Annotated in this window: 13 protein-coding genes and 2 tRNA genes; 8 read left to right on the plus strand and 7 right to left on the minus strand. The window is 51.4% G+C overall.

The features are described from left to right. From GT409_RS09720 to GT409_RS09730, 3 genes are all read left to right on the plus strand, one after another. On the plus strand, positions 1-1,335 hold the full coding sequence (locus GT409_RS09720) for a sulfatase family protein (protein WP_160628900.1): 1,335 nt from the start codon (positions 1-3) through the stop codon (positions 1,333-1,335). Positions 1,336-1,394: 59 nt separating this feature from the next. After that, positions 1,395-1,808 (plus strand): hypothetical protein, encoded by a 414-nt coding sequence (locus tag GT409_RS09725; protein WP_160628901.1) that lies wholly within the window; start codon positions 1,395-1,397, stop codon positions 1,806-1,808. Between the two features lie 45 nt (positions 1,809-1,853). Further along, a protein-coding gene (locus GT409_RS09730; protein WP_408647942.1) for an IS3 family transposase occupies positions 1,854-3,013 on the plus strand; the annotation gives its coding sequence in 2 pieces (ribosomal slippage) (positions 1,854-2,109 and positions 2,109-3,013; 1,161 coding nt in all). Between the two features lie 226 nt (positions 3,014-3,239). Here GT409_RS09730 and GT409_RS09735 read toward each other — a convergent pair. From GT409_RS09735 to GT409_RS09750, 4 genes are all read right to left on the minus strand, one after another. After that, positions 3,240-4,280, minus strand: coding sequence for a LacI family DNA-binding transcriptional regulator (locus tag GT409_RS09735; RefSeq protein WP_160628902.1), 1,041 nt, complete (start codon positions 4,278-4,280; stop codon positions 3,240-3,242). 540 nt (positions 4,281-4,820) lie between these two features. After that, a tRNA-Ser gene (locus GT409_RS09740) sits at positions 4,821-4,913 on the minus strand. A 54-nt stretch (positions 4,914-4,967) separates the two neighbouring features. Further along, positions 4,968-6,179, minus strand: a complete 1,212-nt coding sequence (gene pcnB, locus GT409_RS09745; RefSeq protein ID WP_160628903.1) for a polynucleotide adenylyltransferase PcnB — start codon at positions 6,177-6,179, stop codon at positions 4,968-4,970. 115 nt (positions 6,180-6,294) lie between these two features. Beyond that, positions 6,295-6,675, minus strand: a complete 381-nt coding sequence (locus tag GT409_RS09750; protein WP_233231520.1) for a DUF4186 family protein — start codon at positions 6,673-6,675, stop codon at positions 6,295-6,297. Positions 6,676-6,825: 150 nt separating this feature from the next. On the opposite strand from GT409_RS09750, the gene GT409_RS09755 reads away from it, so the two are divergent. Further along, positions 6,826-6,912, plus strand: a tRNA-Leu gene (locus GT409_RS09755). Positions 6,913-7,690: 778 nt separating this feature from the next. Here GT409_RS09755 and GT409_RS09760 read toward each other — a convergent pair. Together GT409_RS09760 and GT409_RS09765 are read right to left on the minus strand one after the other, a co-directional pair. Further along, positions 7,691-8,575 carry a hypothetical protein gene (locus tag GT409_RS09760; RefSeq protein WP_160628905.1) on the minus strand — a complete coding sequence of 295 codons (885 nt, stop codon included), beginning with the start codon at positions 8,573-8,575 and terminating at the stop codon, positions 7,691-7,693. 14 nt (positions 8,576-8,589) lie between these two features. Further along, on the minus strand, positions 8,590-9,102 hold the full coding sequence (locus GT409_RS09765; RefSeq protein WP_160628906.1) for a ferritin: 513 nt from the start codon (positions 9,100-9,102) through the stop codon (positions 8,590-8,592). 176 nt (positions 9,103-9,278) lie between these two features. Here GT409_RS09765 and GT409_RS09770 point away from each other — a divergent pair, with 176 nt between their 5' ends. The 3 genes from GT409_RS09770 (at position 9,279) to GT409_RS09780 (ending at position 12,276) form a co-directional block, all read left to right on the plus strand. Further along, positions 9,279-10,589, plus strand: a complete 1,311-nt coding sequence (locus GT409_RS09770; RefSeq protein WP_160628907.1) for a PhoH family protein — start codon at positions 9,279-9,281, stop codon at positions 10,587-10,589. Between the two features lie 96 nt (positions 10,590-10,685). Further along, positions 10,686-11,036: a hypothetical protein gene (locus GT409_RS09775; RefSeq protein ID WP_160628908.1), complete on the plus strand. Its 351-nt coding sequence runs from the start codon at positions 10,686-10,688 to the stop codon at positions 11,034-11,036. Positions 11,037-11,055: 19 nt separating this feature from the next. Then, positions 11,056-12,276, plus strand: coding sequence for an LL-diaminopimelate aminotransferase (locus GT409_RS09780; protein ID WP_160628909.1), 1,221 nt, complete (start codon positions 11,056-11,058; stop codon positions 12,274-12,276). A gap of 168 nt (positions 12,277-12,444) precedes the next feature. Here GT409_RS09780 and GT409_RS09785 read toward each other — a convergent pair whose 3' ends face one another. Next, a complete protein-coding gene (locus GT409_RS09785; RefSeq protein ID WP_160628910.1) occupies positions 12,445-12,999 on the minus strand; it encodes a hypothetical protein in 555 nt (184 codons plus the stop codon). Between the two features lie 198 nt (positions 13,000-13,197). Between GT409_RS09785 and GT409_RS09790 the strand changes: the two genes are divergently transcribed. Further along, positions 13,198-13,908, plus strand: coding sequence for a PEP-CTERM sorting domain-containing protein (locus tag GT409_RS09790; RefSeq protein ID WP_160628911.1), 711 nt, complete (start codon positions 13,198-13,200; stop codon positions 13,906-13,908). Positions 13,909-13,939 lie beyond the last annotated feature (31 nt).

Below are 13,939 nucleotides of genomic sequence, written 5' to 3' on the forward strand. Positions count from 1 at the left end.
ATGATTTTGGCAGTGGTTCGCACGCCGCACCTGAACCGGCTGGCTGAACAGGGCATGCGCTTTACCAATGCCAATACGCCTGCATCGGTCTGCTCTCCGACACGGTATGCATTGCTGACCGGCCGTTATGCTTGGCGCGGACCGCTGCCGTTCGGGGTGGTCGGCATCAACGATCCTCTGACCATTGAACCGGATCGTCCAACCGTTGGCGGTCTGATGAAACGATCCGGATATCGTACGGCACAGATCGGAAAATGGCATCTGGGATATGGAGACCGCATGCTGTCGAACCCTGCGGAGCGTATCGACCATCTTTCTCCGGGACCCAACGATCTCGGTTTCGACTATCATTTCGGCCTGCCGCAGAATCTGGACGACCCGTTGCGGGTCTGGATTGAAAACGACGGAATTTACGGTCTTCGCTCGCTAAAGATCAGTCAGTATGCTCATTCTTTTTATGGCGGAACCTATGCGGGGTTTGATGCGCCGCAGCGCAGCCGGGAAGAGGCGACGGAGTTCCTGACGGAACGGGCGTCCGACTGGATTCGGAAAGTGCACCGGGACAAGCCGGATCAGCCGTTCTTTCTCTACTTTGCTCCGCCGGCGGTTCATCATCCGATTGTGCCGTCAGAAACCATGCGCGGCACAAGTGATTGCGGAGCATACGGTGACTTTATTCAGGATCTGGACCTGTCGGTCGGTCGGCTGATCGGCACGCTGGCTTACGAAGGAATTCTGGATGACACGCTGGTTATCTTCACGGCGGACAACGGGGCCGACCTTCCCGATTCGCCCAATCAGCCTGAAATACGGGCCCGGCAGGCGGGGCTGCTGGCGAACGGTCCGCTGCGCGGAGACAAGCACCGGATTTACGAAGGCGGCATGCGCGTTCCGCTGATTGTCCGCTGGCCGGGGCGGGTGCCGGCGGGGTCGGTGGCCGACCACATGGTGAATATTGTTGATATTTATGCAACCTTGGCGAATGTCCTCAGCGACCGGCTGAAGGACGGTGAGGCTCCCGACAGCTTCAGCTTCCTGCCGACCCTGCTGGGCGAAGAGCAACCGGATCGACGTTCGATGGTAAGCGACAGCGAGGCTGGAATTCTCGCGCTGCGCTCCGGGACGTGGAAATACATTGAAGGGAAATTCCCGGACTCCATGTCGGCGAACCATAAAATGCGCGCCGGTTATTTCCGCGGGGAAGATGAGCGGGCACTGTACGACCTGGTCGCCGATCCTGGGGAGCAGCACAACCTGATCGGCGAATATCCGGAGGTTGCTGAACAGATGCAGAAGACGCTGGATGCGTATCGGAAAAATGGGAAATCCCGCTGATTTTTATGAAGTAAAGAACAGCGTTTTTCGGGCACGAAACGTGGATGAAAAGGAATGGAATGAAGAAAAAAGCAGGGTGTATCGCGACGATCATCTGTACCGTATGCTGGGCAGCATCGGCGGATGTGACCGTGAATTTTGAGAACGCGATTGGTCCGGGGCGCGATGAAAAAAGCGTGGGGTCGATGACGCTGAATTTTTCCGTGGACGATTCCGGGCGGGTTACGCTGGATACGGTGTCCCTGGCCCGTCCGACGGAGGTTTCAACAGAAGCTGTGAAAACCTGGCTCGGTCCAGTGGGAACGGTGGACTGGAAGGGCGCCCGCGGAACGGAATTTTCAATCACGCTGGATGGCCGAAAGGCCGGCAATAAAACGGTGAACATTCTGCGGTTGAGCCGACCCGCTAATTCCTGGGGTACGCTGGGGGGGGCGGCGGAAACTGACGTTCACCCCGAAAACTGGACCAGTTGATACTTTAGGATTCGGCTTCGTTTAACCTCATGATAAGGAGGACGAATGAAGCGGAAGAGATACACAGAGGAACAGATCGTATATGCCCTGAAGCAGGCGGAGAACGGCGAGAAGATAGCCGAACTATGCCGGTCGATGGGAGTCAGTGAGGCCACGTTTTACAACTGGCGCAAGAAGTACAAGGGGCTTGGAGTAAGCGAGGTGCGGGAGTTACGCATGTTACGTGATGAAAACCGCAAGTTGAAGCAGCTCGTAGCCGACCTGAGTCTGGACAAGCACATCTTGCAGGAGGTCATTGCAAAAAAGCTCTGAAGCCTGCACGGAAGCGCGAACTGGCCGAGGGGGCATGTGATGCATACGGACTCTCGGGCCGCCGGGCGTGCGGGCTTTTTGAGTTAAGCCGGACCACCTTTTTCTACAAAGCGAAGCCTCGGGACGATGAGGCGCTTCGTCTGCGGATTAAGGAACTGGCCGCTAAACGTGTCCGGTTCGGTTACCGGCGCATTCATGTTCTGTTGCGCCGGGAAGGATGGGAGATTAATCACAAAAGAGTCTATCGGGTCTACATGGAGGAAAACCTTGCCGTTCGCACGAAACCCCGTAAAAAGTTGGCGAACCGGCCTCGTGTTCCTCTTGAGCAGGCTGCCGGGCCCAACGAGCAATGGAGTATGGACTTTGTGATGGATCGCACCGAGGACGGGCGTCACTTCAGGATACTGACGGTAGTCGATAACTTTAGTCGGGAATGCCTGGCGCTATATGCTGACCGATCCATCACCGGTGAAAAGGTCGCGTCTTGTCTGAACGGAGTGGCTAATCAACGCGGTTATCCCAAAAGCATTCGTGTGGACAACGGAAGCGAGTTTTACTCCAGGTCGATGGATGCCTGGACATATCATCATGAGGTCGCCATGGAGTTTATCCGACCGGGTAAGCCGACCGAAAATGGATACATCGAAAGCTTCAACGGAAAGTTGAGGGATGAATGTTTGAATGTGGAGCTTTTCTTCGGAGTGGACGATGCCCGTGATAAACTCGCAGCATGGAAAAAAGATTACAATGAGCAGCGACCGCATAAGTCGCTTGATAACAAGACTCCGACGGAATATATAGGTGCGTGGATGGAGGCGTCCGCGCTTCCCACCCTCCTCCGGAGGAGGGAGGGAACCCAGAGAACACAGCAACTATTAGAAGCCGTATTTTAGAGGCTCAGTGGTCCAATCGACGGGGGCAGGTCAATACCCGTGCTGGACTCTCATTAGAACCTGTCCAGTCCATGGGGGCAGGTCAAATACGCTATCGTTTATATCGCCGATTCGGACGTTTAGATTTGGTCCAATGGAAACCATTCGGTGAGTTGTGCAGTTAAGTCGGGTTTGTCTAATTTTGGTGGCTTTTTTCAACGGGTTTGTATCAACCGTTATTGATTTTTTAAACATTAAAACAGTTTCGAACCGACTGTCGCTCGATCAATTGGAACGGAATAATTAATTTGCTGAGAGGAGCATCGGGGGTATTGATCCTCTGCAACATGATTTTGGCTCCCTCTTCTCCCATTCGCTTTCGATCAATACGAATAGTGGTGAGCATCGGGTCAGATTTAATCGCGAAGTCAGTATCATCATATCCCGTTATACTGATCTGTTCCGGAATATTGACGCCGGCTTCCTGTAATCCTTTCATGATGTGGAATGCTTGATCATCATTAATGGTGACGACAGCTGTTGCTGAAATTTTCTGTTTCAGGTTTTGTAAAATAATATTTACTGCATCTTCATCTGTATCAACGGCGATCACCTTGCAGGCTTCCTCGCTTAGGCCTAATTGACGAATCTGAGCTTCAAACCCCATGCAACGGGCAGTTTCATTGAAATTAGTGAACTTGTGACGGAACATGATGATGCGTCGATGTCCCTGATTATAGAGATAAGAAGTCAGTTCCATTATGGCGCGAAAGCCGTCGGATGTGACTGAATCCAGGGAGACGCCGGCGATATCGGTATCGAGCATGAGAAAAGGAATTGAAGTGTGGTTTAGTTTTTCCTTAAAATCATCTGAATAGCCTCCCATGAGAATGGTGCCGTCCACATAGCCTTCCCGAATGAATTTTGGTAGGTCATCATGCTGGGTAGAGAGATCGTATCCTGCGAGCAGGAGGTTGTAGTTTGCTTTGGTCAGGGTCTCTTCCAAGCCTTCCATGACTTCAGAGTAAAAAATATTCCCGAAAATCTCAGTGCAGGAGGGGTAAAAGAGAATGCCTATAGTTTCCGTTGTTCTAGTGCGGAGATTTTTTCCAGCAGCACTGGGGTAATACCCAATTTTCTTGCAGGTTTCCAGGACTCTTTTTTTTGTGGCCTTTCCGATTCGGCCCTGATTGTTCAGGACGCAGGAGACCGTGGCGATGGAGCAGTTAGCAACCCGTGCCACATCCTTGATTGTCGGGTTTTTTAAATTTGTGGATATTTTGTTCATGAAGGAAATATTTCGCCTACCGAATTTGTCTACGCCTTATTCTTAATTATTGCACGACTTTTTCGGAAAAATAGACTGTAAGATTATTCCTGACTGTTCGCATCGTAAGGTCGCCGGATTGCAGTACAATGAGTTTTCATTATTGAGATAGTGGGTGGCATTCATTTTTGAAATGAAATCGCTCCAAAGGCCGAGAAGTATGAAAATGAACAAGGAGTTTGACTGGATTTATACGTGCTGCGCAAAAGCATGTGAACCCTGTTGTGGGAGCAACTTGAGAGAGGCTTCAAAAGCTAATGCGCCATAGTGATATTACACTGACAACCGGAAGGAAGCTATGCAGGCACGAGCCAGCTTCCAATGAAGCAGGCGTTGGACGGGGTGTTTGCTCTATAGAGCGTCTGAAAGTGTCAGATCTTTCTTCTGCTCTAGATTCGGCATTTAAGGGGGGGGCAATCGCTCGAAGGCGATATACAACGAAAGCCCCTGTTAATGGGGCTTTCAGTCGTTGTCTGGTCCAGAGTATCCCGGATAAAAAAATGGCGGAGAGGGGGGGATTCGAACCCCCGGTACCCCTTATAAGGGTACGGCGGTTTAGCAAACCACTGCTTTAAGCCACTCAGCCACCTCTCCGCAGGAACGGTTTATGTATGATATTCCCGATCAAAGCGCAACGGGAAAAGGCAACTATCTGTTCTTTCGCTGCTCATCCCACCAAATCAGCTCTTTTTCGTGGCGTCCGGTGGTGCGGGCTGCAAACTTGAAATAAAGAAATGCATCCAGAAAATCGCGGTGGCGCAGCATGCGATTGGTGTTTTTTCCGCTCATTTTCAGGAAACGCGGCTGAGCGGCCATGATGGAGGCAATATGGGCGGTGACTGCTTTGGGAATCCGGATGCGGTCGCACAGCTGGCCGATATGGCGGTGAGTTGCTTCGGTGAGCGCCTCGGCATGCGAGAGGTTTTCGCTTTTCATCAGGTGTTCGGCGACCCATTCGTGGTATTCGCCGAAAAACAGGGCGAAGAGCAGAGCGGGGTTGATATCGATGCCGGCGTGTCGCCAGCGATCAATCTGCTTAAAGGTCTTTTGCATCCAATGGGTTTTCCCCTCGCCATCCGGAGCTTTGAGCCACGCTCCGATTTCCGGAAAGAGGTGTTCGAACACCTGCAGTTCGCAGCTGAGCATAAAGACCTGTTCTGCTTTTCCGCAGTGCATCAGTTTGAGGATTTCTTCATAAAGCCGGGAGGAGGAGCATCCTTCGAGCCGCTCAGCCTGTTCACGGGCTGCTTTTTTTGCTGCGGGCTCAATATCAAAGCCCAGTGTGGCAGCAAACCGCAAGGCGCGCAGGATGCGGACGGGATCTTCGGTAAAGCGAACGTCGGGGTCGCCGATGACGCGGATGATTTTCTGCTGCAGGTCTTTGAGTCCGTCGGCGTAGTCGATGATGGAAAAGTCGGCAATGTTGTAGAAGAGCGCATTAATCGTGAAGTCGCGGCGCAGAGCGTCTTCTTCTGGGGTGCCGAAAACATTGTCGCGCAGTACCAGGCCCTCCTCGGATACACAATGGCAGTTTTCTCCACAGGTTTCGGGTTCAGGGGAAGGCGCGCGGAATGTAGCCACTTCGATGATTTCATTTCGGAAATAGACATGGGCGAGCCGAAAACGACGCCCAATGAGCCTGCAGTTTCGGAACGTTTTTTTGACTTCTTCGGGGGTGGCGTTGGTTGCTACGTCGAAGTCTTTCGGGTTGCGTTTCAAAAGCAGATCGCGTACACCGCCGCCTGCGAGATAGGCGGTGTATCCGGCATCTTTCAGGCCGTAAAGCACTTTAAGGGCTGCGGAGCTGATCTGCTTGCGGCTGACGACGTGATCGGGGCGGGCTATAATGTTTGGGTCCATAAAAACAATTCAATTTTCCAAATGTTGGAAAAATGTAAGCCCAGAGAGGAGCCTGTGAAAGGCTTTTTTACAAACCTTGGAAATTTTTCGGTCGATTTTTCCAGGGATTGGACAGTCAGGCCGGTTCGCCGGCGGTCTGTTCTTCAATCCACCGGATGATGACATCGACGATATAGGAAATCTCTTTTTCTTCCAGTTCGGTGCCTTTTTCGATGCCGTGGAACTTGGCCAGTTTGTCGCGATCGCTGGTTCCGGTGGCGTGCTGTGCGATAAAAACGGGGTGTCCTTTCAGGGGCGTTTGGCGGCCGTCGTTTTTTGGTTCGGCCGGAGCGAGGCGTTTGCGAACGAAGTCTGTTGCATGCAGCTGCAGGATGTCAACGCCTCGTGAGAGGACGTATTCTTTCTCGGGTTCGCCCATGTCCAGCTTTTCGATTTGCTTGGAGCGGGCCAGTTTCGCTTTGAGTGTATTCCAGCTTTTTTCGTCTAGTTTCTGCACGGTTTTGCGCCTTCCTCTCTGCTGAACGCTTGTTCCAGCACAAGCTACAGTATAGGGATAGAAGGGTCGTGAGGCAAGGGTGGAAAGAAAAATCATCCGGAAGCGTTGACTTTATAAAAAGTTCCTGTTTAATTACGCGCTTTCCTGGATGCACCTGTGGTGGAACTGGCAGACACGCAAGATTCAGGTTCTTGTGCCCGCAAGGGCGTGGAGGTTCGAATCCTCTCAGGTGCACCAACTTTTCTTAAGGCGGACTCAGCTCGAGTTCGCCTTTTGTTTTTTATCCCCTTTTTAACCAGTAAATGGCGTTTTTTTGCATTCTTCCATTGTGCGGATGCCCGCAGTTTCCGGCAACCGCGGCAATGGGCGACACCGAACATCATCCGGATCGATCGTCTTCCAAAATCATCTACGCGATGTGCAGGATCTGATACGTTCGGTGTATTAGCTGGTCGGAGTCGTAATCTATCTTTTCGATCGGTTCAGATGGTGCGGTCCGCTGTTGACCCGTTATGACACTGATGTTTCAAGTGTGAAATAGTTTCTGAAGGCAGTCCTTGATTTAGCCGGTGGCATCCACCCACGTTCACTGAGCGGACTTTAGGTATTCGTTGGAAATACAGAGGCAGATGGGTGTGATGGTTGTTTCGGAAATCTGGTTATGGACGACATGCGATGGGGGTACGCAGAAGCAGTTGCTTTGCGCGTCGTAAGTTGCCCGTCAATTGTCGTGGCGCTGGTCTCAGCCAGGAAATAGACGGTTTCGACCGTACGGTGGATGTGATCGGAGATGGCATCACTGCTTTTTGCACATCCATTTCAAATGCGCATCGCAATCTCTCAGGAGCCTGCTCTTAAAAGATAAACATTCGGCGTCTATCCTCGGTTGGGACAAACAGGGGCGGCTTGTTTTTAGAAAATGACCGGGGACTGAATCTGAGCCAGCATTCAGCCGGTTACTGCAGGGAAAACAGATAGAGCAAGAATCTGTTTTCCCTGCTTTGGTGAGTCGAATCTACTCTGTTGGTAAGGGAACCAGTTCTGCGGCCGGGACATCGTTGGTGGTGAAGGGGTCGACTTTTTGGGCGGGACTGTTTGTAGACTGTTCCAGTTCCTGAATGATTGTTTCAACGTCCACTTCCGCTTCGGGCTCCGGCGTCTCCATTAAGTCGGCAACGGCCTCTTCGTCTTCATTCGGCTGCGTTTCCTGTTCTGCCGGTTCTTCCGCTGGGGCTTCTGCCGGCTCAACCGTTTCCTGAGCGGTCAGGTCGACCGGTTCAATCGGCTCAGGCAGCGTGATTTCCAGCGGTTCCCACAGATCTCTATCGGTTTCGAAGTCCCGCGCTTTGAAGGCGGGCATGACTTCGTTGCCGCGATAGTGCCACCAGAAGACATTGTTCAGCGACGGGTTGATTTCTTCCAGCGCGTATTTATAGCGGTCAGCAAACTGAATCCAGTAGCGGTATGGGAATTTGAAATGGAGGCCCAACAGGTGGATGATTGCGCGCTCATCCGTAGTGGACAGCCGGAATCCTTTTTTACACCAGGTCCCGTCGGGAATTAATAGTTCCGGCGCAGTGTATTTCTCTTGCTCCACGACCACTGCCTGTTGTGGCGGAGTGGTGAAAAAGACGCCGTTTACGTAGTCTTCGGGAGAAACCGATACCCAGCCTTCACCGTTCCATGCATGCAGAACCGGGTCTTTTTGCATGGGCTGGTAGCAGACAATCAGTACGGGGTAATATCGCGATATGTCCAGTGCCAGTTTTACAGCCTGCGGTTCGCGGGGCACCACCAGCATGGTGATGTTGTCCCTCCACGGAATGAGCTCGGGTTCCTGTGCATACAGAGCGAAGGCATTGCATAGGAGGATGGCTGCAAGAACGCCTTTTTTAAACATAATGGACCTCGGGGTTATTGTGCTGTTGCAGGAGTGGGCGGGAGGCGCTGCGAAAGTTTATCGTCAATCATCATCAATGCTCCGCCGTTTTCGTCGGCCAGCTTGAGACGATTGACGATGTCTTCAACATTTGCTTCTTCTTCAACCTGTTCCGTAATATACCACTGCAGGAACACCTGTGATGCATGGTCTTTTTCTTCCACGGCCACGTCAAGAAGCTCATTGATCGATTTGGTCACGAACTGCTCGTGTGCCAGACTCGCCTGGAAAATCTCCAGAATGGTACCGAATTCGTTCGGCGGCTCATCAATCTGCATCAGGCGGGCGTTGCCTCCATGTTGCATCACGTAGTCGAACATCTTGCTCATGTGCATGATTTCTTCGTCGTACTGCATCCGGAACCAGTGTTCTGCACCCGGCATGCCGAGGCGATTGCAATAGGCCGACATCGACAGGTAAAGGTATGCGGAATAAAATTCTTTATTGATCTGCTCGTTGAGCGCTTCTTCCATTCGTTTTGTTATCATCAGATCATTTCTCCCTTGTTTTCCCAATCTTAGACAGATTGGCCTTCAGAGGTCAAAGACCGAGATGCCTAAACTATGATTGGCAATGAAGGCCGGATTTCGACTGTTTTGGAAAAAAAGAGATGCCGACATCAAGGACTTTCCAACCATTGGAAAAGGTGCGTATAGTGAGTCGCATGAAAAATTTTATTCTTGATACGAACGTTCTGATTCATGATCCCACGGCAATTTATCAGTTTGATGAGCATGCGGTGATCATTCCCTTGAAAGTGTTGGAGGAAATTGACCGCTTTAAAAAAGAGTTGAGCGAGCGCGGGCGCAATGCCCGGACGGTTTCCCGGATGCTCGATGAATTGCGGAAAAAGGGCCGGCTTTCCGATGGTGTATCGTTGGGCAGTGGTGGGAGCATTCAGGTGATTTTTGCCGATAAGGATGATCCGTTTGCCCTGAAGCTTTCAGCGGACGATCTGATTCTGAAGATGGCAATGGACATCAAAAAGAGTCGTCCGGATGAAAAATGCACGGTGGTCAGCAAGGATATCAATTTGCGGCTGAAGGCCGATGCGCTTGGCCTGGAGGCCGAGGACTATGAAAACGGAAAGCAGCACGAGCCGGATGAAATGTATTCCGGACAGGTTGTGCTGGATGCGGATTCTGAAGCGATCGGCTTTTTTGCCCGCGAAGGACATGTTGTGGTTTCCGGAATGGATGAGCTCGATCCGAATCAGTATATCACGCTGCAGAATCCGCAGGATCCCAAGCAGACCATGCTGGGGCGTTATGATGCCGAAACACATCGGATTGTGAAGCTGCTGGCGATCGATAACAACGCTCCGGTGACTCCGCGCAACCGAGAGCAGCGGTTTGCCATGGATGCACTGCTGAACGATAAAATCAAGCTGGTGACTCTTTGTGGAAAGGCCGGTACCGGGAAAACCCTGCTGGCAATTGCTGCCGGTTATCATCAGGTGATGGATACCAAATATTACAATCGACTGCTGGTTTCCCGGCCCATTTTTCCAATGGGCAAGGATCTCGGGTATTTGCCCGGATCGGTGGAGGAAAAGCTCGATCCGTGGATGCAGCCGATCCATGATGCCCTGTCGCTGGTGGTTCATAATCGAACCGGCAGTTCGAATGCTCAAAACAAAAAGGGCGGTGATCTGATTGCCTCGAATCCGCTGATTGATGTGGAGCCGCTGACGTATATTCGCGGGAGGAGCATTCCCAACCAGTTTATGATTGTTGATGAGTCTCAGAACCTGACTCCGCTGGAGGTTAAAACGGTCATTACCCGTGTCGGGCATGACACCAAGATTATTTTGACCGGAGACCTTTACCAGATCGATAATCCGTATGTGGACAGCATGTCCAGCGGCCTGAGTGCGGTTGTCGAAAAATTCCGCGGCGAAGAACTGAGTGCGCATATGCTGTTTTCAGAAGGGGTTCGTTCGGATCTGGCCGAAAAAGCCGCGAATCTGCTTTAAACAGTTTCACGGCTTTACAACGCTGAAGGATTAACTAGCATCTCCTCTTTTCAGTGAACGAGGAGCAGAGGTGACAGGATGTTTTTTCAGAAAACCATGAGAAAAATTCTTGCAGATCGCGGTTATACGCATTGTGCAGGCGATGAAGACTTTTCTCGACACGGCGATTATGCCCGCAACATACAGTATGCTTTTTCAAAAGAACATGCAGGGAACGGACAGAAAGTGGTCGATATCGTTTTTCTGGGTGCGGATATGCACGCTGAACGGATCATTATTGGGTTTTTCCGCGAAAATGTTTCCATTGAAAATGGAGTTCTCGCGAATCAGGATACCAGTATCCCGCTGTCCAAATTCTCACTGGATGAATTTGAAAAACAGATCGACCGCCTGATTCCTAAGGGATCGCCGGTCGGAAGGCACACTGAAGTCAGTGCAGCTTTTTAAATTAAAGAAGGAGATCAGAATGAATGCAGAAAAGCTTTTTGCGGACCGCATCGGCGGCGAGCAGTTCGGCAAATCCACCGAAATTTATAAATTTGAAAAAATCAAACGGGCAAAAGCCAAGGCGCGCGAGCTGCATCCCGATCTGGAAATTCTCGATTTTGGAGTGGGGGAGCCGGATCAGATGGCCCCGGCTCCGATTCGGGAAGCGTTGAAAGTACAGGTCGACCTGCCCGAAAACCGCGGCTATGCCGACAACGGCATTGCTGAATTTAAGCAGGCGGCGGCTGAATACATGAAAAACTTTTTCGGGGTCGAACTGGATCCGGCTTCGGAAATCAACCACAGCATCGGCACCAAGCCGGCGCTGGCCATGCTTCCTCTTGCCTTTGTGAATCCGGGGGACGTCATTTTTCAGACGGTTCCCGGCTATCCGGTAATGGCCACGCACACCAAATACCTCGGCGGCGAAGTGGTGGATATTCCGCTGCTCGAAGAAAATGAATTTCTTCCAAACCTTGAAAGTATTGATCCGGCGCTGGCGGATCGCTGTAAACTGTTCTACATCAACTACCCCAACAATCCGACCGGCGCGGTGGCTACAGATGAGTTTTACGACGAACTGATTGCTTTTGCTCAGAAACACAACATCCTGATTATTCAGGACGCTCCGTATGCCACTCTGGTGTATGATGGCGATCGCAAGTCGATCCTTCAGCGTCCCGGCGCGAAAGAATGCGCGCTCGAACTTCATTCCATGTCCAAGGCGTACAACATGACCGGCTGGCGTTTGGCCTTTTTCTGTGGAGCAGCCTGGGCTGTCGAAGCGCTGGCGACTGTAAAAGACAACTGCGACAGCGGTCAGTTCAAGGCCATTCAGCACGCTGCCTGTGCGGGCATTGCGGATGAGAGCCTCGCGGAAGGCATCCGCGTTCACTACGAAAAACGCCTGCGCAAAATGGTCAACGTTCTGAAAGACGTTGGTTTTGATGCCCAGATGCCGGGCGGGACTTTTTATCTTTACATTAAAGCCCCCAAAGGAGCAGGAGATGTGGAATTTTCCAATGCCGAGGAGGCTTCGCTTTATCTGATCGAAAACTTCGGCATTTCCACTGTTCCGTGGGATAACACCGGGCCGTTTATCCGCTTCGGCGCAGTCTTCGAATCTGCCGGCGAAGAAGATGATGAGCGCGTGCTCAACGAACTCGCCGCGCGCCTGGCCAAGGCGGAGTTGAAGTTCTAAGCGTTTTATTACCTGATGGATGCGAGACAGGCTTTCTTCTAATCAGTCGAAAGCCTGATTTTTTAAAAATGTGATCCGGACAGATTCGTTTGTTTGCCTATGCAGGTATATCTACTTCATTTGTCGAGGAGGGAATGCCGCGGATCGCCGGCTTGCTGATTCGTCGAATCAGTGATCTTCATCACTGAAGGTGATGCGGTCGAGAACCCTGTTGGCATTGTCCGGCAGGGTTCCTTCGTTGTAGAAACGGCGGATAAGTTCCAGGGCCAGAAAACTCTCATCGAACTGTTTTTGGAGGCGTTGGAAAGCCAGTTCCTCCAGTTGATCGGCCTGCATGATTTCCACCAGATGGGTTTCGCCGGTCGCGTTGCGTCCGGCGTGGGCCACGAGTGCGCCGAGGGTGCGAAGCACCTTCGCATGCGTTTCATCCGGCTGGTGGTAGAGTTGGTCGTCGCAAAAATATTCAAGACAGACCGGCGGGCGCCCGGCAGGCAGAGAACATCCGGTTTCACAAAGGAATCCGTAGCGGTCACTGTCCAGAACCTCCCGCTGGTGGAGCAGTCGAAGAAATGGACTTTCAATGGCTTCTTCGCAAATATCCGCCCGACAGCAGACCTGTGTGCAGTACGAGCACAGCGTGCAGCATTGCTCGTTTACCAGCTCCTGTGCGGCGCTTTCCAGTTCCGAATACTGGGTTAATAAGTTTTCAAGTTTAGGATTCATCAGCATTGGAATCTAAGCATGGACGGGCGGACTTTGCGCTTCTTTTATTCGTGTTTTCCGAAAAACAGCCTTATTTAGTGACAATTCGTACGCATTTATCTTTTTATTTTATTTAACTGATCTTTCGAAAAAAGATTGATGTCTTCCGATGTCGTGGCAAAATGACCCCCATCAAAAGGTCCGGAAGGAGATGCAAAAATGAAACTCAAATGGATAATTGCCAGCATTGTGCTGACGGGAGCCTTGTGCGCTAGAGCGGATGTCATTCTGTGGGATCTTAACTACGATGAAAACGCGATTTATATGGCAACCGTGGATGATTTTGTGGCTCTGGGGGTGGCTGGAAATTTGTCGGGGGCTGCGGTTTCACAGGTGGTAGCTTCTTCGACCAATTCCATGTCAGATGGAACCATTACGTTGTCTTATTCAGCTGGGCTTGCGCAGAGTGTGTCTGGGCCGGACGGGATTGTTACAAACGTGGACAATGGGGTGCTGTGCGATTACCTTTATCTTGCGGCAGGTGGCAATGAGGGGCCGGTGACGATGCAGATCGCGGGTTTGAGTTCTTCTCTTTTGTCAGATACGCAATACTATCTGTATCTGATCGGAGCCGGGGACAATACGAATCAGGGGACAAGTTTCACTTTTGACAGTGCTACACTGGATACCGTCAGTGGAACAGGGACTCCCTCTGATGCGGTTGCCACGTTTACCTTTACGACAGGCTCAACGGTTAACGATACACTTGAGTTTACATGGGATCGAATCGGCTCCAATGATTATAGCGGATTCAACGGATTTGCAATTGTTGCGGTTCCGGAACCGGCTACCATTGGCTTGGTCGGGATTTCCGGAGTTCTCCTGTTCTGGGGACACCGCCGTTCTTCTGCAAAGAAAGCAACGGCATAAGGTTTTTCATTTTTTAGTAAGCTTGATTTTC

Origin of the sequence: Tichowtungia aerotolerans (assembly GCF_009905215.1) — a bacterium.
In the GTDB taxonomy this organism is placed as follows: Bacteria; Verrucomicrobiota; Kiritimatiellia; order Kiritimatiellales; family Tichowtungiaceae; genus Tichowtungia; species Tichowtungia aerotolerans.

Coding starts and splice junctions, on each gene's coding strand:
- GT409_RS09720 (WP_160628900.1), top strand. CDS start 1: ATGATTTTGGCAGTGGTTCGCACGCCGCACCTGAACCGGCTGGCTGAA.
- GT409_RS09725 (WP_160628901.1), top strand. CDS start 1,395: ATGAAGAAAAAAGCAGGGTGTATCGCGACGATCATCTGTACCGTATGC.
- GT409_RS09735 (WP_160628902.1), bottom strand. CDS start 4,280: ATGAACAAAATATCCACAAATTTAAAAAACCCGACAATCAAGGATGTG.
- pcnB (WP_160628903.1), bottom strand. CDS start 6,179: ATGGACCCAAACATTATAGCCCGCCCCGATCACGTCGTCAGCCGCAAG.
- GT409_RS09760 (WP_160628905.1), bottom strand. CDS start 8,575: ATGTTTAAAAAAGGCGTTCTTGCAGCCATCCTCCTATGCAATGCCTTC.
- GT409_RS09765 (WP_160628906.1), bottom strand. CDS start 9,102: ATGATAACAAAACGAATGGAAGAAGCGCTCAACGAGCAGATCAATAAA.
- GT409_RS09770 (WP_160628907.1), top strand. CDS start 9,279: ATGAAAAATTTTATTCTTGATACGAACGTTCTGATTCATGATCCCACG.
- GT409_RS09775 (WP_160628908.1), top strand. CDS start 10,686: ATGAGAAAAATTCTTGCAGATCGCGGTTATACGCATTGTGCAGGCGAT.
- GT409_RS09780 (WP_160628909.1), top strand. CDS start 11,056: ATGAATGCAGAAAAGCTTTTTGCGGACCGCATCGGCGGCGAGCAGTTC.
- GT409_RS09785 (WP_160628910.1), bottom strand. CDS start 12,999: ATGAATCCTAAACTTGAAAACTTATTAACCCAGTATTCGGAACTGGAA.
- GT409_RS09790 (WP_160628911.1), top strand. CDS start 13,198: ATGAAACTCAAATGGATAATTGCCAGCATTGTGCTGACGGGAGCCTTG.